The organism is Mesorhizobium sp. M4B.F.Ca.ET.143.01.1.1 (genome assembly GCF_004792275.1).
GTDB lineage: Bacteria > Pseudomonadota > Alphaproteobacteria > Rhizobiales > Rhizobiaceae > Mesorhizobium > Mesorhizobium abyssinicae.
The window spans coordinates 189,865-207,738 of sequence record NZ_SRSR01000011.1 but is presented as its reverse complement, the minus strand read 5'-3'; the positions used below and the strand labels follow the sequence as shown (position 1 = coordinate 207,738).

Annotated in this window: 17 protein-coding genes; 11 read left to right on the top strand and 6 right to left on the bottom strand. The window is 62.8% G+C overall.

Annotation, left to right across the window (positions count from 1 at the left end):
- Positions 1-185 precede the first annotated feature (185 nt).
- Positions 186-548, top strand: coding sequence for a hypothetical protein (locus tag EN786_RS25055; protein ID WP_127284027.1), 363 nt, complete (start codon positions 186-188; stop codon positions 546-548).
- Positions 549-691: 143 nt separating this feature from the next.
- Here the strand turns inward: EN786_RS25055 and EN786_RS25050 are convergent, their stop codons facing one another.
- Positions 692-1,258, bottom strand: a complete 567-nt coding sequence (locus EN786_RS25050; RefSeq protein ID WP_127311779.1) for a DUF2569 family protein — start codon at positions 1,256-1,258, stop codon at positions 692-694.
- Positions 1,259-1,680: 422 nt separating this feature from the next.
- On the opposite strand from EN786_RS25050, the gene EN786_RS25045 reads away from it, so the two are divergent.
- Positions 1,681-2,388, top strand: a complete 708-nt coding sequence (locus tag EN786_RS25045) for a class I SAM-dependent methyltransferase (RefSeq protein ID WP_127311778.1) — start codon at positions 1,681-1,683, stop codon at positions 2,386-2,388.
- 91 nt (positions 2,389-2,479) lie between these two features.
- On the opposite strand, the gene EN786_RS25040 is transcribed toward EN786_RS25045, so the two are convergent.
- Positions 2,480-3,121, bottom strand: coding sequence for a TetR/AcrR family transcriptional regulator (locus EN786_RS25040; protein ID WP_127284024.1), 642 nt, complete (start codon positions 3,119-3,121; stop codon positions 2,480-2,482).
- Between the two features lie 92 nt (positions 3,122-3,213).
- Here EN786_RS25040 and EN786_RS25035 point away from each other — a divergent pair, with 92 nt between their 5' ends.
- Genes EN786_RS25035 through EN786_RS25015 form a run of 5 tightly spaced genes read left to right on the top strand, consistent with a single transcriptional unit; the run spans position 3,214 to position 7,781 of the window.
- On the top strand, positions 3,214-4,296 hold the full coding sequence (locus EN786_RS25035) for a spermidine/putrescine ABC transporter substrate-binding protein (protein WP_135908963.1): 1,083 nt from the start codon (positions 3,214-3,216) through the stop codon (positions 4,294-4,296).
- 7 nt (positions 4,297-4,303) lie between these two features.
- Positions 4,304-5,170, top strand: a complete 867-nt coding sequence (locus EN786_RS25030; RefSeq protein WP_127309509.1) for an ABC transporter permease — start codon at positions 4,304-4,306, stop codon at positions 5,168-5,170.
- A gap of 2 nt (positions 5,171-5,172) precedes the next feature.
- Positions 5,173-5,955 (top strand): ABC transporter permease, encoded by a 783-nt coding sequence (locus tag EN786_RS25025; protein ID WP_135908961.1) that lies wholly within the window; start codon positions 5,173-5,175, stop codon positions 5,953-5,955.
- Entirely contained in the window at positions 5,952-7,016 is a 1,065-nt protein-coding gene (locus EN786_RS25020) for an ABC transporter ATP-binding protein (protein WP_127309507.1), read from the top strand. The genes EN786_RS25025 and EN786_RS25020 overlap by 4 nt, the downstream gene beginning before the upstream one ends.
- 9 nt (positions 7,017-7,025) lie before the next feature.
- Positions 7,026-7,781: an MBL fold metallo-hydrolase gene (locus EN786_RS25015; protein ID WP_127309506.1), complete on the top strand. Its 756-nt coding sequence runs from the start codon at positions 7,026-7,028 to the stop codon at positions 7,779-7,781.
- A 7-nt stretch (positions 7,782-7,788) separates the two neighbouring features.
- Here EN786_RS25015 and EN786_RS25010 read toward each other — a convergent pair whose 3' ends face one another.
- The 3 genes from EN786_RS25010 to EN786_RS25000 all read right to left on the bottom strand — a co-directional run bounded on the left by EN786_RS25010 (position 7,789) and on the right by EN786_RS25000 (position 11,162).
- Complete coding sequence (locus tag EN786_RS25010; RefSeq protein ID WP_245478185.1) at positions 7,789-8,448, bottom strand: TetR/AcrR family transcriptional regulator; 660 nt, start codon at positions 8,446-8,448, stop codon at positions 7,789-7,791.
- 150 nt (positions 8,449-8,598) lie between these two features.
- Complete coding sequence (locus EN786_RS25005; protein ID WP_127284018.1) at positions 8,599-10,026, bottom strand: amidase; 1,428 nt, start codon at positions 10,024-10,026, stop codon at positions 8,599-8,601.
- A gap of 101 nt (positions 10,027-10,127) precedes the next feature.
- On the bottom strand, positions 10,128-11,162 hold the full coding sequence (locus EN786_RS25000) for an extracellular solute-binding protein (RefSeq protein WP_127309505.1): 1,035 nt from the start codon (positions 11,160-11,162) through the stop codon (positions 10,128-10,130).
- Positions 11,163-11,550: 388 nt separating this feature from the next.
- Here EN786_RS25000 and EN786_RS24995 point away from each other — a divergent pair, with 388 nt between their 5' ends.
- From EN786_RS24995 to EN786_RS24975, 4 genes are all read left to right on the top strand, one after another.
- A complete protein-coding gene (locus EN786_RS24995) occupies positions 11,551-11,832 on the top strand; it encodes a hypothetical protein (RefSeq protein ID WP_127309504.1) in 282 nt (93 codons plus the stop codon).
- The gene (locus EN786_RS38715) at positions 11,808-14,150 is read left to right on the top strand and encodes a CHAT domain-containing protein (RefSeq protein WP_127309503.1); all 2,343 of its coding nucleotides are present in this window, start codon (positions 11,808-11,810) and stop codon (positions 14,148-14,150) included. Before EN786_RS24995 ends, EN786_RS38715 begins: the two co-directional genes overlap by 25 nt.
- 445 nt (positions 14,151-14,595) lie before the next feature.
- The gene (locus EN786_RS24980) at positions 14,596-15,369 is read left to right on the top strand and encodes an NAD kinase (protein ID WP_127309501.1); all 774 of its coding nucleotides are present in this window, start codon (positions 14,596-14,598) and stop codon (positions 15,367-15,369) included.
- 193 nt (positions 15,370-15,562) lie between these two features.
- Entirely contained in the window at positions 15,563-17,119 is a 1,557-nt protein-coding gene (locus EN786_RS24975) for a DEAD/DEAH box helicase (protein WP_189340336.1), read from the top strand.
- A gap of 75 nt (positions 17,120-17,194) precedes the next feature.
- Here EN786_RS24975 and EN786_RS24970 read toward each other — a convergent pair whose 3' ends face one another.
- A complete protein-coding gene (locus tag EN786_RS24970) occupies positions 17,195-17,791 on the bottom strand; it encodes a hypothetical protein (RefSeq protein WP_127309499.1) in 597 nt (198 codons plus the stop codon).
- Positions 17,792-17,874 lie beyond the last annotated feature (83 nt).

The window sequence follows — 17,874 nt, the reverse complement described above, 5'->3', positions numbered from 1 at the left end:
ACATTGGAATCTCGCACTCCGCTTTCCTCGCTCACGTTGCAGCGCCTGTCTGAATGCTTGCTGCTCTCCATCAGTCGGCAGCTTGCAGTGCGGCCTCTTGGCGAATTGTCGAACCCTGACTCCCGATGGCCCACTGATAGGAATTGCGCCGTGAGCGGGTGCTCTCAGCGTGATGGAGTGGGAAAATGTCTGTATGTGAAACTGAACATTGGGTCCTCGACTGTGGTTCAGGCGGGTGTGCGCTTTGGGAGGGGGAGGCTGGCGAGGTCCTGTTCTGGAAATGCTACCCCACCGTCGTGTCGGCGAGCCAAGTGGTCTCCGCGCGGAGGAAATCTCCTGGTGCTGAGCGGCTTGTTCTGGATCCTTCGCAAAAGATGACACTGTGCTACTCGGACCTAGATAAGTCGCAGATCGCCGAGGCCTTTAGGGAGTTGACCGGCCGCTCGGTCGTCGCATCGCAGACCGGAGACGCCGGCGTTCGGACGTTGTGCCAGACCGGCACCTTCAATGAACTGCTTCAGGCAAGCGGGCTGGTTCTTCAGAAGTAAGCACGCCTCGGAAGACGCAAAACGGCCGTCCCACGGTTGCAGTGGCTCATTGGGGGCGGTTCGTTGCGAATTTCGCGGCTAGTGTTGTTCGGTTTTGCTGCTTACCTAAGGCCTTCCGGCTCGACTACGCGCGCGACGTTCCTCTACGAAGCACTCGCGACTTGGCGAGGTGCGCTTGTCCTGGTGAATGTGTTGCTTACCCTGACCGATCTGTAGACATAGGCGGCCCAAATCCCGGTAAAGACGAACGAAGCCAGGGGCGTTGCCAGCGCATCTCCGGCAAGTACCTGGTTGACCGGGACAGCAAGCACAGTTGAAATCCACGCCGTATCCAAAATGAAAGCGGCAGGAATCGCAAACCACTGGACTAGAAACAATTGCGGGAAGCGGTGGCTTCGCCGCAGCATCGAAACGAGCACAACCAGCTGAAGCGCCAGAAATGCGAGATTGAGAGCAACCTCGCCATAAACCGCCAGGGGTCCGTTTGGCAGAGTCATGAGTTGTTGGAAGCCTTCGGCCGAATTGCCCAGGCCGGCGAGTGTGCGCAGTGGTGCCAGTGCCTGACCTATCGCCAGCAGCATCAACCAGCCTCCAAACCCCACCAGGTCCGCCGGGCTCTGTGAAGGTTTTCTTGCAGACTGGACAGCGAAGAAGACAGGCACGCCGATCAGCAGCAGCACTATTGCCCAATGCCAAATGGAAAACTGCATTTCATACCCCCCCTGATGCACCAATAAAGTGCATCAGATTTCAATCACATCTCAAGGGGGAAGTTCTCTAAGGCGCTCGCCGAGCGGCATTTCGCCATTCAACCAATTCCGGTGTTGCCCTCCGCACGATGGCCATTTGTGCGAGCAGCTTCGGTAGCCGTCGAACTTGATGTCATGCGACAAGTCGCCGTCCGTTGGCGGATCATCGAACCGCTCCAGTTCCGTCTCAATGAACTTCAGCCGCTCACTGGCGTTAGGCTCGCTACTCCTGACCGCGCTTCAAGCCAGGCAAGGCGATCCGCTTCCAGGTATTTTAGCAAAGTTGTATAAGTGCGTTTGTAAGCCCAGGGCGTTGGCCATAAAGATGTTCTGACGACCTGCACGTGACCCAAGGCCTGCCGCGCGGATGATTTGGGTGATTTATGTCCTACGAAGGTTACCACGAGTGGAAAGGATGGGACAAAGATCAATTCGGCAGATACGACAAAGGAGAGGATCTTTTTTATGACCTTGAGGTGGCGACGCTGCTTCCGAGCCCTAGCGAAAGCGTGTCGTCGATCTTTGAAATTGGATTCGGCAATGGGTCGTTTCTCGGCTGGGCACGCGAGAAACAATATGACGTATTTGGATCAGAGCTTCAGCCAGAGCTGATTGGCCGCGCTCTGGATATGGGCTTCATAGTGAAAGATGGCATTGAAAATATGCCGGCGAGTTCGTTAAGCGCTGTGGTGGCATTCGATGTTTTCGAGCATATCCCTTACACGGAGCTACTGAAAACATGTAAATTTGCCTTCTTTGCTCTGAAACCGGGTGGCTATTTGATAGCCAGGTTCCCTAACGGCGATAGTCCATTCTCCCTTCCGATCCAGAATGCAGACGTAACGCATGTGCATGCCCTCGGTTCTGGCATCATACGTGAATTGATGCGTTCGGCTGGCTTTGTGATCGAAGAGCTTCGCGCGCCTAAGGAATCTCCCGTAACGTTGAAATCCAAGATCGCGCTTCCGATTAAGAAGGTAATGCGTTCGCTGTTCGCATACTATGTGCGGTTTGCGTATTTAGGCGGCGCTACCCCATCAACGTTCGCGCTGAACTATCTTCTGGTAGCTCGAAAACCGCACAAGGTATGAATTGCTCCGCACGATCCCGAAATCACAGATTCCAGAGAGTCTCTCGTGGAAGAGATCGATTCCAACAGCAGCGCCAACCTTAGGATCGTGATCAATTCGCCGCCTCCCCGGTTTTTGTCGCTGAGACGATCGCCGCCACCAAAATCCGGTTCTGCCGTCGTATCGCCGCGCGCAGCTCCGGTATTCTCGCCTCCTCCCGCTTCACGAACTCGATGAACATCATGTTCATGTTGTTGAAGATCAGTTCGCCCAACGCCGCCCCGTCGATGTCGGCGCGCACCAGGCCGATCTCCTGCAGGCGGGCTATCAGCGCGCGGATCTGCTCGGTCAATTCCCGGTCCAGCCCGGTGTAGGCCTGGCCGAACGGGCTGTCGGGCTGTTGCGTCGAGATCGCCATCGCCTGCCGCCACATCTCCTTGCTCAGATAATGCAGCGAATGCTCGATGTAGATGCCGAGCAGCGTGTCCAGCGCATCGCCGACATTGGCCGGCGGGCTGGCGACCACGCCTCGTCCGGCATTCAGCACCTCGTTGACCTCCATCGAGACGATGGCGCCGAGTATGTCACCCTTGTTCTGGTAGTAATTGTAGATCGTACCGATCGACACCTCGGCTTGGGCGGCGATCGTTTCGATTTTGGCGCCCTCATAGCCGGCCTCGCGGAAAAGTGCGGCCGCCGCCTCGATAATGCGCCGGTGCCGATCCGCCTTCTGCCTTGCTCGCAATCCGCTCATATCGCTTCCTTGCCACAAAAACAGAATTGACTCAATTTTAGAATTGGTTCAATTTTTCATTAACAAGCCAGCAAGGCAGGGAGAACACTCGAATGTCACTGAAAACCACCAATCCGCTTTCCGCTCTGAAGTCGCAGCTTGCCGCCGCCTGCGCGGCCACGGCGCTGCTGTTCGCGGCGGGCGCCGCTCAGGCCGCCGACCTCAACGCGCTGATCTGGTGCGACCATGCCGATCCGGCACTGCTCGAACCCTTTGAGACGGCCAACAACGTCAAGGTCAACGTCAAGGAATTCGAAGGCACCGGCGCAGGGCTCGCCATCGTCGAGCAGTCGCAGCCGGGCGACTGGGACGTGATGGTGATCGATTCCATCGATGTGCCGCGCGGCGTCGAAAAAGGCCTGTTCGAGCCGCTGCCGGAAGACAAACTGCCCCTCACCGACCTCTTCCCCGAAGTAAAGATGGACGGCTCTACGGTCGTCGGCGGCAAGCGCTACGGCATCACCGAAAAATTCGGCTACAACACAATCGGCTTCAACAAGACCAAGGTCGACCCGGCCGACATGCAGTCGCTGGCGGCACTCACCAGCGACAAGTACAAGGGCAAGGTCGCCATTTACGACTATTATCTTCCGGTCATCGGCATGGCGGCTCTTGCCATCGGCAAGAAGACGGCGGATCTCACCGAGGCCGACCTTCCCGCCATCAAGGCCGAGCTGCTCAAGATGAAGGCCAACGCCAAGCTGGTTGGCGAGGTCACCGCCAGCCAGACCGCTTTGGCCACCGGCGAGGTCGACATCCTGGCCGGCGGCGGCGAATGGGTGACAGCCGGTCTCGCCAAGGAGAACCCGGCGCTGGACTTCTCCATCCCGAAGGAAGGAGCGGTGCTGTGGTCGCAGTCACTCGCCATGTTCAAGGATTCCAAGAACAAGGACATGGCGCTGAAATTCATTGAGTACATCATGAGCCCGGAAGGCCAGGCGCGGCTTGCCACCTCCTCCTGCTACTGGGGCATGCCCGCCAACAGCAAGGCGGCGCTGAGCGACGAGCAGAAGAAGATCCTGCGCTTCGACGAGCAGCCCGGCTTCCTCGCCCGCGCCCAGGCCTATCCGGCGCCGAACCCCGACCTCGACAAGAAGATGCAGGACGTCTGGACCGAAATGCTGCAGGCGCAGTAAGCGGCCGATGAGCGTTGCGGAAAACAAGTCGCGCCCCCTGCCCCGGGGGGGCCGTGCCCTGCCCTGGGCGCTGGTCACGCCGGCGCTCGGCTGGACGCTGGCGTTCTTCGTGCTGCCCTTCATCGCCATGGGGCTTTCCAGCCTCACGGCGCATGAAGGCGGCGGCGTCACTTTAGCCAACTACAGCCAGTTCTTCACCGATCCATCCTACTGGCGGGCGATGGTGAACTCGCTGGAAGTGACGGCGATCGTCACCGTCATCTCGATCCTGCTCGCCTATCCCTTCGCCTGGATCCTCGCCGAACAGGTGCCGGAACGCTGGCAGCGGCTGGCGCTGATGCTGGCCGTGCTGCCGTTCTGGACCTCCTATGTCGTGCGCTCCTATTCGTGGCTGCTGGTGCTGGCACAGAACGGCGTCATCAACCGGACGCTCATAGGCCTTGGCCTCATTGCCGAGCCGCTGCAGCTTGCCAACACGCGTTTCGCCACCGTCACCGGCTTCGTGCACTTCTTCGTCATGCTGTTGACGCTCACCATCTTTGCCAACCTCAAGCAGCTCAGCCCTAGCTATCGCAAGGCGGCCGCCGACCTCGGCGCCGGGCCAGTGCGCACCTTCCTGCATGTCGTGCTGCCGCTGACCTTGCCCGGCATCATGGTCGGCGCCTTCCTCACCTTCGTGCTCTGCATCGGCGACTACATCACGCCGCAGATCCTCGGCGGCAACAATGAGCTGGTCATGCCGCAGCTCGTCATGATGCAGATCGGAAGGCGTGGCGATTTCCCCCTCGCCTCGGCGCTGTCGATCATCCTGATGGCGGTCGTAACCGTCGCCTACCTCGCCTGCGCCCGCTGGCTGAAGATCGAGCGGGCCTGACCATGCGCGCAATCGTCCGCACCGCTGCCTGGCTCTACGCGATCGCCATCTACGGCTTCATCTTCCTGCCGGTGATCGTGCTGGTGCTGTTTTCGCTGCAGGCGACGTCCTTCCCGATCCCGCCCTTCACCGGACCGTCGCTGCGCTGGTATCAGGCGGTGCTTTCCGACACGCGGCTGACTTCGGCGCTGGTCAATTCGCTGCTGGTGGCGATCCTCTCCTCGGCTGCCTCCGTCACGCTCGGCTTCCTCTCGGCCTGGGGTTTTGCGCGCTTCACGCTGCCCGGCTCGGCCCTGCTGCGCGGGCTGATCACGCTGCCGCTCACGGTCAGCTACCTCATCATCGGCATGGGGCTTCTGGTGCTGTTCAACTGGGCCGGAGTGCCGAAATCGCTGCTCGCCGCCGGCATCGGTCATGTCGTGATCAACCTGCCGCTCTGCTTTGCCATCATCTACAGCCAGATGGGCGACCACCAGATCAACATTGAGCGCGCCGCGCGCGACCTCGGCGCGCCGGAATGGAAGGTGCTTTTGCTGATCACGGTGCCGGTGATGGCGCCGGCGATCTTTGCCGGCTTCTTCCTGTCGATGACCTTCTCCTGGGACGAGTTCGTCATCTCCTTCCTGCTCACCCGTTTCGACACCACGCTGCCGGTTGAGATCTGGAACCTGCTGCGCTCCGGCCTCAATCCCAAGACCAATGCCGTCGGCTCGCTGGTCTTCGCCGTCTCCATCGTCCTGGTGGTGTTTTTCGAGCTGACGCTGCTGCGGAGAAAGCCGGCATGAGCACATCCCTGGTCGACATCCGCAACGTCTCGCATCGCTTCGGCCAGCAAGCGGTGTTGAAGAACGTCTCGCTGACCATCGAGCCCGGCAGCTACACCATCCTGCTTGGGCCGTCCGGCTCCGGCAAGACGACGTTGCTCTCCATCCTCGGCGGCTTCGTCACGCCCAGCGAAGGCAAGGTGTTCATTCGCGGCGAGGACTGCACGTCCGTGCCGCCGGCCAAGCGCCCGACCACCACGGTGTTCCAGGACTATGCGCTGTTTCCGCACATGAGCGTCGGCAGCAACGTTGGCTTTGGCCTGCGCATGCAGGGCGTCGACGCCGCAACGCGCACCGCGAAGGCGCGCGAGGCGCTGGCGCTGGTCGGGCTGGCCGCCGCCTTCGACAAGAAGCCGCATCAGCTCTCCGGCGGCCAGCGGCAGCGCGTAGCGCTTGCCCGCGCCCTGGTCATCGAGCCGGCCGTGCTTTTGCTCGACGAGCCGCTCGGCGCGCTCGATTTGAAGCTGCGTCGGCAGATGCAGGACGAATTGAAGGCGATCCAGAAGCGGGTCGGCACCGCCTTCGTCCATGTCACCCACGACCAGGAAGAGGCGATGGCGCTGGCCGACCATTGCGTGGTGATGAATGACGGCCGCATCGAGGATGAAGGCGCGCCCGAGCTAGTCTATGCGCGGCCGGCGACGCGCTTTTCCGCCACCTTCATGGGCGAAAGCACAATTCTTACCGGAACCGTGACGGAGGCGAAGGACGGGTCAGTTACTATCGCGACGCCGGCCGGCGCGATTTCGCTGCCCGGCAGCGCGGCGGCAGGTGCGAAAGTCGCCCTTGCCGTTAGGCCGGAGCATCTTGTCCTCGGCGAAGCGGAAGGACACGTGTCGCTCGGCGCCGCCAAGGTGAGCGACGTCGTCTTCCAAGGCAGCTTCAAACGCGTGCTCGCCACCTCGACTTTCGATCCCGCCCTGCAGTTCATCGCCAAGGCGCCCGCCTCGGCGACCGTCAAGCCCGGCGACACGGTGGCGGTTTCATGCAAGGCTGCCGACATCATCCTGCTGGCGAACTGAGCGGCGAACATGCTTCCGGTCATCGAGGCCCCGGACTGGTACGAAACCATTCGCATGGGCGACGGCGTGACGCTGATCCATGAGCCGTGGATAAAGCCGTTCTACCGCTGCAACATCTGGCACGTGCGCGGCCGCGACCGCGATCTGCTCTTCGATACCGGCCTCGGTCATTTCAGCCTTCGGCGCCACGTGCCTCTGGTCACTGAACGCAAGCTCGTCTGCGTCGCCAGCCACACCCATTTCGACCATATCGGCTGCCACCACGAATTCCCCGACCGCTGCGTGCATTCCGCCGAGGCAGCGATCCTCGCCGACCCGCGCAACGAATGGACCGTTGCCGACCGCTATGCCACCGACGCGATGTTCGATGGCATGCCGCAAGATTGGGACACGGCGCGCTACAAGATCCCGCCGGCGCCGGCGGGTCGCATGCTGGAGGGCGGCGATGTCGTCGATCTCGGCGACCGCGCCTTCGAGGTCATCCACACGCCCGGCCATTCGCCGGGCGGCATCGCGCTCTTCGAAAAAAAGACCGGCATCCTGCTGTCGGGCGACATCGTCTATGACGGGCCGCTGATCGACGACGTCTACCATTCGCTGGTCGACGACTATGTCGCGACGCTGCTTTCCATGCGCGACCTCGACGTTTCGGTCGTGCATGGCGGCCATTTCCCGAGCTTCGGCAAGGTGCGCTACCGCCAACTCATCGACGAGTATCTGGCGCGCAAACGCCAAGCCGGCTGCCATCTGCGGCAGCCCGCCTGAGCGAGCACTAGCGCATCAAGTCAAAGTGCCGGGGAAATGCCTGATGCAGCAGCAGCAGCATGGTCTTGCGCAGCACATTGGTGTCACGGCCGGAGGGGTTCAGGTGATCCCAGTACCATGCGCCGTGCACCAGATAGTTCAGGCTCTCCGACAGGGTGTTTATGTCGACGCCGGCATAGCCGCCGCTGCGCGAGATCTCGATCAGCAATTCGCGCGCTTCGGCGGTGTAGGCAAGGTCGCTCGGCAAGCCGATTTCATTGTAAATCTGCATGCTCTTGCGGTCGCTGGAGAACACGACGAAGACGGAAACCCATTTCGGATGCTGGCGGGCGAAGCGTTGCGCGCAGTCGACGGCGCCCAGCAGCCTGTCGACCGGCGACAGGCCGGGCGCCCGCACCAGGGTGGCCCACAGCTCATCATATCGATCGCTGAGATATTGCAGGACGGCCCGGAACAGGTTCTCCTTGCTGCGGAAATGAAAAACGACGAGCGCGTTGGACGAGCCGACCTGCTCGGCGATGCGCTGCATGGTGACGCTCGCCAGCCCTTCCTCGGCGATGAGGTCGATCGTGGCATCGATGATGCGCTGGACGCTCGCCTCGCCGCGCTCGCGCCGACGGTCCTTGGGTGGCGCGGCATCATTCGCCGACCCCCTGCCCTCAGCCATCGTGGGCCGCTTTCCGGCAGTTGCGGTTGCCTTGCGCTGCGCCATTTTCATCGGCCTTTTCTAACCTGCGGCGGAACCTCCGGTCCCACCGCCATTTTGCGACATCGGGCGTCCGCCCGCCAGAACCCACGCAAGAGAGCCCGGGATCGCTCAAAGCGAAGGGCGGGTCGCGGCACTGCCATACCATTGGCCCCGGGCCGTCTCATAAGCCATCGCCGCGCGAAATACATCGGCGTCGCGATAGGTGCGACCGACGATCTGGATGCCTGTCGGCACGCCGCTCGCCGCCCTCCCCGACGGCATGGAAAGGACCGGACAGCGGCTCATCATGTTGAACGGGGTCGTCATCACCCAGCCGAGCGACGGGTTCACCTGCTTTCCGTTGATCTCGACAGTGTCCGTGGTCTGATCGAACTCGGCCGACACCGCGGGAAGTGCGTTCGTCGGGCAGATCAGCACATCGTATTTTTCGAGCAACGGACCCAGTGTCTGATACATCCGGGCCGCCACTTCCAGGGTTCCGACAAAGTCCGTGGCCTTCGATTTGCGCCCATCCTCGGCGAACCGCCGCGCATAGCTGGTCATGTCCTCGCCATGCTCCTCGAGCAGTTGCGACAGCGAGGCGCCGAAGAGATGCTCCAGATAGGTCATGCCGGCCTTGAGCACCTCATCGCCCCAGCCCAGGTCGACTTCCTCGACCGTGGCGCCGAGCGAGCGGAAGACATCGCATGCGGCAAGCGTGTTCCTGCGCACATCGGCATCCACTTCGAAGGAACCGAGGTCCATCGAGAAGGCGATCTTCCAGCCCTTGATCGGCTTGTAGTCGAGCGGCAGGCGCAGCTTCGGGCGCAGCGTGGCGATATCCAGCGGGCTCGGTCCAGCCATGACGTTTTGCAGCAGGATCGCGTCCTTGACGTTTCGCGCCAGCGGTCCGGTGTGGCAATAGAAGTCCAGGTTGAAAGGCGGCTCGTCGGGATTGCGGCCGTAAGGCGGCTTGAAGCCGACAAGGCCGCACGCAGATGCCGGGATGCGGATCGATCCGGCGATGTCCGAACCGGTCGCTATCGACGACGTGCCCGAGGTCAGCGTCGCAGCCGCCCCCCCGGACGAACCGCCCGGCGTGAAATCCGGATTCCACGGGTTGCGGGTGACCCCCCATCGCCTCGACCAGGTGTAGCCGGCGCAGCTGAATTCGGGCGTCGCCGTGCGCGCATGCACGATGCCGCCGGCCTTGATGATGCGCTCGTTCATCGTCGAGGTATGGCCGCATACGGCATCCCTGGTCAGCAGCGAGCCATGCGATGTCGGCTTGCCCTTGATGTAGCTCTCGTCCTTGATGCCGATCGGCAGGCCCTCGAGAGCCCCGGTCCTTGCGCCCCTGGCGTATTTCGCCTCTGCCTTCCTGGCCAGACCGATGGCCTCCTCGAAATGCGTGAAGGTGAAGCAGTTGATCGTCTCCTTCGTGGCCTCGGCGCGGTCGATGACGGCCCGCATCAGTTCCACCGGCGAGAGCTTCTTTGCCTTGAACAGCCGCAGCGCCTCGCTGGCCGGCATGTAGCAGAGATCGAGATCGGTCATGGGCAGTCTCCTGCGGTCGGCGGAACCGCGCTTGGTGCGAAGGGACACACCGGACCGCGCGTCGCGGTCCGGCGACTGTGGCCGGACAGACTTCGGCGCGGCTATTTCTGGAGATCGGTCCAGATCCTCGTATAGAGCGCCTGCACGTCCGGCGGACAGGTCGGCATGAACTTGCCCTTGGCGGCGAATTCAGCCGGAACCTCGACCTCCGGCGCACCCTTCATCTCGTCCGGCATGAACGGCTCGGAGCCCTTGATGCCGTTCGCGTAGTGCGCAAACGCCGAGATCATCGCCGCGTTCTGCGGGTCCATGATGAAGTTCTGGAACAGCTTGGCGTTCTCGACATTCTTTGCGTCCTTGAGAACCGCGACATTGTCCATCCAGATCGGATAGCCTTCCTTCGGATAGCCGTAGACGATCTTGTCGTTCTCCATCCGCTCGCGCAGCGATATGCCGTTCCAGTTCACGCCGGCCGCGATATCGCCCCTGCCGAGGCCGTCGACGGCCGCATAGTCGAACGACAACCATTTCGCCTTGGCCTCGACCAGCTTGTCGCGCACCTTCTTCAGCACCTGCTTGTCGTCGGTGCAGTATTCGCCGCCGAAATAGGAGATGGTGAGGAAAAAAATGTCGCCCATCTCCGGCACGACGTTGATCTTGCCGACGAGTTCGGCGGGCGGATCGAGGAAAACGGCCGACGTGTTCGGGTCGCCGGAATAGACCGACTTGTTCACCGAGACGCCGGTCGTGCCCCATTGCCAGGGAACGGTGTATTTGCGGCCCGGATCGAACGGCACGTCGACCCATTTCGGATCGACGTTCTTGAAGTTCTCCATTTTGTTGGGATCGGTCTCCAGCAGCAGGCCTTCGCTGATCCAGACCGGCATGACACTGGCCGACGGCACGACGATGTCGTAGCCCGAAGCGCCCTGGCGCACCTTGGCCAGCGCCGTGTCGTTGGAGTCATAGTCGGTGACGGTGACCTTGACCTTGTAGGTCTCCTCGAACTTCTTGATGAGGTCGGGATTGGTGTAGTTGCCCCAATTGTAGATGTTGAGCTCGCCGTCGGCGCGGGCTGCGCCTGTCGCGGCCATCAGCGACAGCCCGGCGACAGTCGCGATCGATTTCCAGTTCATGCTGTTCTCCCATTGTTGGGACCGGCCGCAAGAGCGGCCTCGGGTCCGACGAAAATAGTTCCTCTCATGCGTGGCCATTCACCGGCGGAGCCGGCTGTCCAACTCGATCGTCAATGTTAGCAGTAACTATGACTAAATATACAGTCAATATCTTTTTAACGCCGCGATCCCGGTTGGACTGCCGCAGGCGCAATCACTGATTGGCACGGCAAAGTGCGCGCCGGCGACGTCTCGCAGCCGTCGGAAACCCGGACCAATGCGCCGATGCGCCGGCAAACGTCTCATGGTATCGTCAAGGACGAGGGCATTGATGGATTGGGGCAAGCTTGGCGTGAACTGCCGCGGCTTGCAGGGTTAGGTCGGGGTCATGCGCCTTTTTTGGGCGACCGTGCTGCTGATGATCATGGGGCTCGTCTCCGCCGTGCGCGGCGGAGAGCGTATCGCCTTGACCGTCGCCGCTCCGGCTCATGACGGCGCACCCACCCTCGCCAAAGTCGATCGGATCGCGGCAAGCTTGCGGCTGATGGGCTTTACTGTCCAGTTGCTGGATGACGGCGAGCGCCGAACCGGCCTGCAGTCCGTCAGGCTAAGCCTGCAGGAGCTGATGCCAACGGAGACGAATTCCGCACCACAGGGCTTGGGCATATGCGCGCCAAAACTGTCATCCTGATTGTTCTCGCCGGCATGTTGGGCGTGCTTGCGGTAGTTTTCGCCAACAGCTGGCTGGCCGACCAGCGGAGTGCAATGGCACCGATGGCCAATGCGCCCGTCACCGCGACGCCGACGGAGAACGAGGCGAACGACGGCGGCTACGACAGCCCACAGGCCGGTCTTGGAAATGGCGGCTCGGGCAGCGGCGGCAGCGGCGGTGGTTCGGGTGGCGTCGGTTTGGCCGCCGGCGGCAGTTCGGGCAGCGGCGGCGGCGGTTGGGACAGCGGCCAGGAGCCTTATCCGATGGACGTCGCTCCGGAGACGAGCGAGGCCGAGGAAGCCGCAGCCTACGAGGCATACAAGCGCGAGCAGGCCCAGCGCGAGGCCTATGAGCAACAACTGCGGGCACAGGCTGAGGCGCTCAGGGCCGAAATGGAGCGCGCCGCGGAAACCGCCAAGGCCTCGGCCCCGGACCAGCCGTCGACGAGCGCTGGCCCCCCGCCCGCCGGCAACACCGAGATCGATCCCGGTGACGGTGTTCCGCCCCTGCCCCCTGATCCGGCACCGGCCTCAGCCCAGGACCAGCCCTCGACCGGGCCGGTCTTGGTTCCTGCCGGCGGCGCGGAGGTCGATCCCGACGATGGCAACCTTCCACCCCCGCCGCCCGCTCCGGAGCCGGCCACGGAGCAGGTCGTCCGGCACCCGGCCATCGATGCGCCGGACGAGGTGGTGGCGGGTGACGTCGTGACAGTATCGATCGCGTTGACCGAGGAGCAATTGACGCCAGAGGTCAAGGTGAAAGCCGCACCCGGCACGACAGTGACCGAGGACGGCGCACTGCGCATGGCGATGCCTGCCGGCACGGAGCAATGGCCGATCGACATCGATCTTTTCGCCTCGGGCTTCGATCTCGCCGATGGCGGCAAATGGAGCCGGCCAGCCACGCTCTATCGCAAAGGCGACAGCGATTTCGTCCGCTTCGAGCTCAAGGCGCGGCCGATCGGCCAGGACAGCAAGCCAGGCCAGTTCATCGCCCGCATCTACAGCGCCGGACGTTTCCTCGGCTCGGCATCGCGGCCCGTCACCATAGCGCGAACGCGGATACCCGCTCCCGGCGCCGAAACCGCCACCCCTGCCCCGACAATGCTGCTCGCCTCGGCGCCGAGACAGCCATTGACCGGCAGTATCGACCTCAACGGCGCCGGCGACGTGCCCGATCTCGACGTCACCATCCTCTATGACGATCCGAGCGGCCTCGGCTCCGGACAGATCATCATCCATTCGCCGCATCTGGCCGGACCGGTGACCGACAGTTTCTCGACGCCGCCGGAGATGGCGGCATGGCTGGAGTCCGAATACCAACGCCTGCTGCAGCTCGGCCTCAGCCTGCGCGGCGCGGTTTCGTTGCAGCAGCCTGCCGCAAGCAATGACCCGGAAGCGCAAAAGCGCTTCGTCATGCTCGCCGCCGAAGGCTTCGGCGATGTGCTCTATCGCGACTATGTGCCGAAGGTGTTCAAGCATGTTTTCTGGTCGTTGCGTGCTAAGGGCGAACTGCGCTCGATCCAGATCACCTCGAACAGCCCGACACTGCCCTGGGAATTGATCCGCCCGCGAAGCGACGACGGCGCGACGCAGGACGGCTTCCTCGGCATGGGCTATCGGCTGGCGCGCTGGGCGCCGCGAAGCATGTCCTCGCAGGTCGACAATCCGCTCGACCGGCTGGTCTTCACCGGGGTTGCGGCGGTAGCGCCCTCCTACGCCGACAAGCAGTCGCTGTCGTTCCAGCAGATCGAGATAGAGGCGCTCAGCAAGCTTTCCGGTTATCGCCGCTTCGACGGCGATTTCGTCTCTTTCGAAAGGCTCGTCGGCGAGGTCTCGACCGGCTTCATCCATTTTTCCGGCCATGGCGAGGTCAACCAGCCTGGCAGCGGCCGGCCGGTTTTTGCCATCGACCTCGTCGACCAGTCGCTCGATCCCGACACCTGGCGCGCGCTGGTCGCGGCCGCGCACGGGACGGGCAATCCCTTCTACTTCTTCAACGCCTGCGACAGCGGACGCTCACAGATGTTCGGTGGCTTCGTGCAGGGCTGGGGACCGGCGGTGCTGGCGAGCGGCGCATCCGGTTTCATCGGCGGCATGTGGCCGCTGACCGACCGCGCCGCGGCCGCCTTCTCTGCCGATTTCTACGGCGGCATCACCACCCGGCTCAAGGACGGGCCGGTCTACCTCGCCGAAATCCTGCAAGGCGTGCGCAAGCGCTTTTACGAAACGGGTGACCCGACCTACCTTGCCTATACTTTCTACGGCAACGCCAATCTTCAGGTCGTGACGCAGTAGGAGCCGGAAGCGCGGCCACGTGGGATAGCGATCTTACAGCGCTCTTTGCGGACAAGGCATTCCGGCGGTGTCGCCGCAACGCGAGGCCGTCGGCTGGGGCCGGGAACTCATATCTTCCGAATGCCGTACCAGTTCGGCGAAGACGAGGGCAAAACTTCCCAGCATCAGGAAGACGATAATCATGCGTGTCACCGGCAATAGACAGGTCTCGACTTGCTGGCCCCCGCCAACCCATCCACTGCCGGCTAACATGGCCCATCCGGCTTTACGAGAGCTTAAGCTTCGTCTTAACCATCACGTTCGGCCATCTGGCGACACAATGCGCGAGCAACTGCCTTTCATTGCCGTCCTGTGCCGCCCTTTGCAGATGCGGGCGGCCCATGCTACCCCGGCGCTGGCGCGGTCCGGAAACGGGCCGCCGCCAGCCGCTCGTCATCGGGAAGCCATGAGCAAAGCCGCCAGCCATTTCGCCTTCGTCTCGTCCGACACCGCCGACGCCAAAGCGGCGCTGGAAAGCCTGTCGTCGCACTATGGGCAGACATCGGTCGAAGAGGCCGAGATCGTCGTCGCCCTCGGCGGCGACGGCTTCCTGCTGCAGACGCTGCGTGACACGATGAGCAGCGGAAAGAAGGTCTACGGCATGAACCGTGGCACCATCGGCTTCCTGATGAACGAATACCGCGCCGGTGGCCTTGAGGAACGCATCGCCGCCGCGGTCGCCGAGACCATCCGTCCGCTGGAGATGCTGGCCGTGACGCATGAGGGCGAGACCGTCTCTGCGCTGGCGATCAACGAAGTGGCGCTCTGGCGCCAGTCCTACCAGACGGCCAAGATCCGCATCACGGTGGACGAGCAGGTGCGGCTCGAGGAACTGAACTGCGACGGCGTGATGATCGCGACACCCGCCGGCTCGACCGCCTATAACCTCTCCGCGCACGGCCCGATCCTGCCACTCGACGCGCCGCTGCTGGCGCTGACGCCGGTCAGCCCGTTCCGTCCGCGCCGCTGGCGCGGCGCCCTGCTTTCCAACAAGGCGACGGTGCGCTTCGACATACTGGAAGCCGAAAAGCGGCCGGTGAACGCGGCCGCCGACCATACCGAAGTGAAGGCCGTGGCCTCGGTCACGGTGCGGGAGTCACCGACCGCGACGGCCACGCTGCTGTTCGATCCCAACCATTCGTGGAACGAGCGCATCCTCGCCGAACAGTTCCGCTACTGAGCCGGCGCCAGGACAGGGCCTCGATTAAGCATCGCGATTAAGCTTACGTCTTCACAATCGCAGCATTTCCGGCCGTTTCTGTTGACAAATCGTGGGCTTGCGCCTAACTCCAACGCCGATCTTGCAGGCGCGCGGCGCCTGCCGCGACGGATACCGTTGCGCTTCCCCCTGTAAAAGCCAAAGACAGCCAAACTTGTCCTCAGACACCCAGACTGCTCAAGAAGCGTTGACATTCGCGGACCTCGGCCTTTCGCCGAAGGTCCTTTCCGCGGTCACCGATGCCGGTTACACCAAGCCGACGCCGATCCAGGCCGGCGCCATCCCGCATGCCTTGCTGGGCAAGGATGTGCTGGGCATCGCCCAGACCGGCACCGGCAAAACGGCATCCTTCGTGCTGCCGATGCTGACGCGTCTCGAGAAAGGCCGCGCCCGCGCCCGCATGCCGCGCACGCTGATCCTCGAACCGACGCGCGAGCTTGCCGCGCAGGTCGAGGAAAACTTCGTCAAATACGGCAAGAACCACAAGCTCAACATCGCGCTGCTGATCGGCGGCGTCTCCTTCGACGAGCAGGACAAGAAGCTGGAGCGCGGCGCCGATGTGCTGATCGCGACCCCCGGCCGCCTGCTCGATCACCGCGAGCGCGGCAAGCTGCTGCTCAACGGCGTCGAAATCCTCGTCATCGACGAGGCCGATCGCATGCTCGACATGGGCTTCATCCCCGACATCGAGCGCATTTGCGAGATGATCCCGTTCACGCGTCAGACGCTGTTCTTCTCGGCGACGATGCCGCCCGAGATCACCAAGATGACGGAAAAGTTCCTGCACGCACCGGTGCGCGTCGAGGTCTCGAAGGCCGCCTCCACCGCGACCAGCATCACACAACGCCTGGTCAAGTCCGGCTCCAAGCCCTGGGACAAGCGCGAGACGCTGCGCAACCTGATGAAGGCCGAAGACGCCGAACTGAAGAACGCCATCATCTTCTGCAACCGCAAGGTCGAGGTCTCGGAACTGTTCCGCTCGCTGCTGAAGTACGATTTCGATGCCGGCGCCCTGCATGGCGACATGGACCAGCGCGCGCGCATGCAAATGCTGGCCAATTTCCGCGACGGCAAGTTGCGCTACCTCGTCGCTTCGGACGTCGCCGCACGCGGCCTCGACATCCCCGATGTCAGCCACGTCTTCAATTACGACGTGCCGATCCACGCCGAGGACTATGTCCACCGCATCGGCCGCACCGGCCGCGCCGGACGCGCCGGTAAATCCTTCACCATCGCCACCAAATCGGACACCAAATACATCGATGCGATCGAGCGGCTGATCGGCAACAAGATCGAGTGGCACGACGGCGACCTGTCGACGGTGGTCGCCAGCGAAGGCGAGGACGAAGCGCCCCGCCGTGGCCGCGGCGCGCCGCGCCGCGCCGGCCGCAAGGACGAGGAACGCAAGGACAGGGGCGAGCGCAAACCGCGCGAGCGCCATGCCCGGCACGGCGAAGACACGCCGGCCCCGGCCCGCGAGGAGCAGCCGGTCGCGGCCGAGGCAACGGTGGCCGATATCGGCGAGCGGCGCGCGCGCAAGGAAGCGATCCGTTCCGAAAACAGCGAGCGCAGGGGCGATCGCAACGACCAGCGCGGCGAGCCGAAGCGGGAGCGCGACCGCCCTGCCCGCCACCGTCAGGAAGAAGACGACGCCACCGTCGGTTTTGGCGACGACATGCCCGCCTTCATGCGGATCGTCGCCAAGGTCTGATCTCTGTTCCGTTTCGACAAAAGGCAAGCCGAGCACTCGGCTTGCCTTTTCTTGTCTGGACGGCCTTGCGGGCCCTCACATCGGGCCGGGCATCATCTTGGTCGGCTTCTCCAGCATCGGGAACTCGGCCTTGTTGCATTTCACGTTCGGGTTGGTCGGGCTGAACACGCCGTTCGGGTTGTCCTTGAGCCAGGCGTGAAGGTCGTAGTGGACGAACTCCTTCGGGATGAGCGGATAGTGTCCCTCCATCGGCCCCATGAATTTCTGGCCGAATAACGAAGGTGCTTCCTTGACGTCCGGTGTCAGCGGCACCAGCCATTCGACCCCGACCAGCTTCAGGCCCTTCTTGGTCGGCTCATAGATCAGCACGTTGGGGCGCATCGGATCGAGTTTCTGCCCGACGCTGGGAACATTGACGAAGTGGATGCCCATGGCGCCCTTCGGATAATCCATCGTGCCGGCTATCTTTTCGCCGCTGTAGTAGACGCAGCCGACAGTCGACAGATAGAGGTCGCGGATGGCGGCGGTGTAGTCCTCGTATTTGGCGAGCGACTTTTTCAAGGCCTCGATGTCGGCCTTGCCGGCATCCTCGGCCTGAGCCGTGGCCGCGCCAAGCCAGGCGCCGATAAGACCCGTCAGAGCGAGGACACCGAAGCGAACTGTTTTCGTCATGCATTCCTCCCAGATTTTCTGATCTGGCCGTGCAAGACCGAGGCGTCGAACTTCTTGATTGCGCGGCCGATTGTACCGCCCCG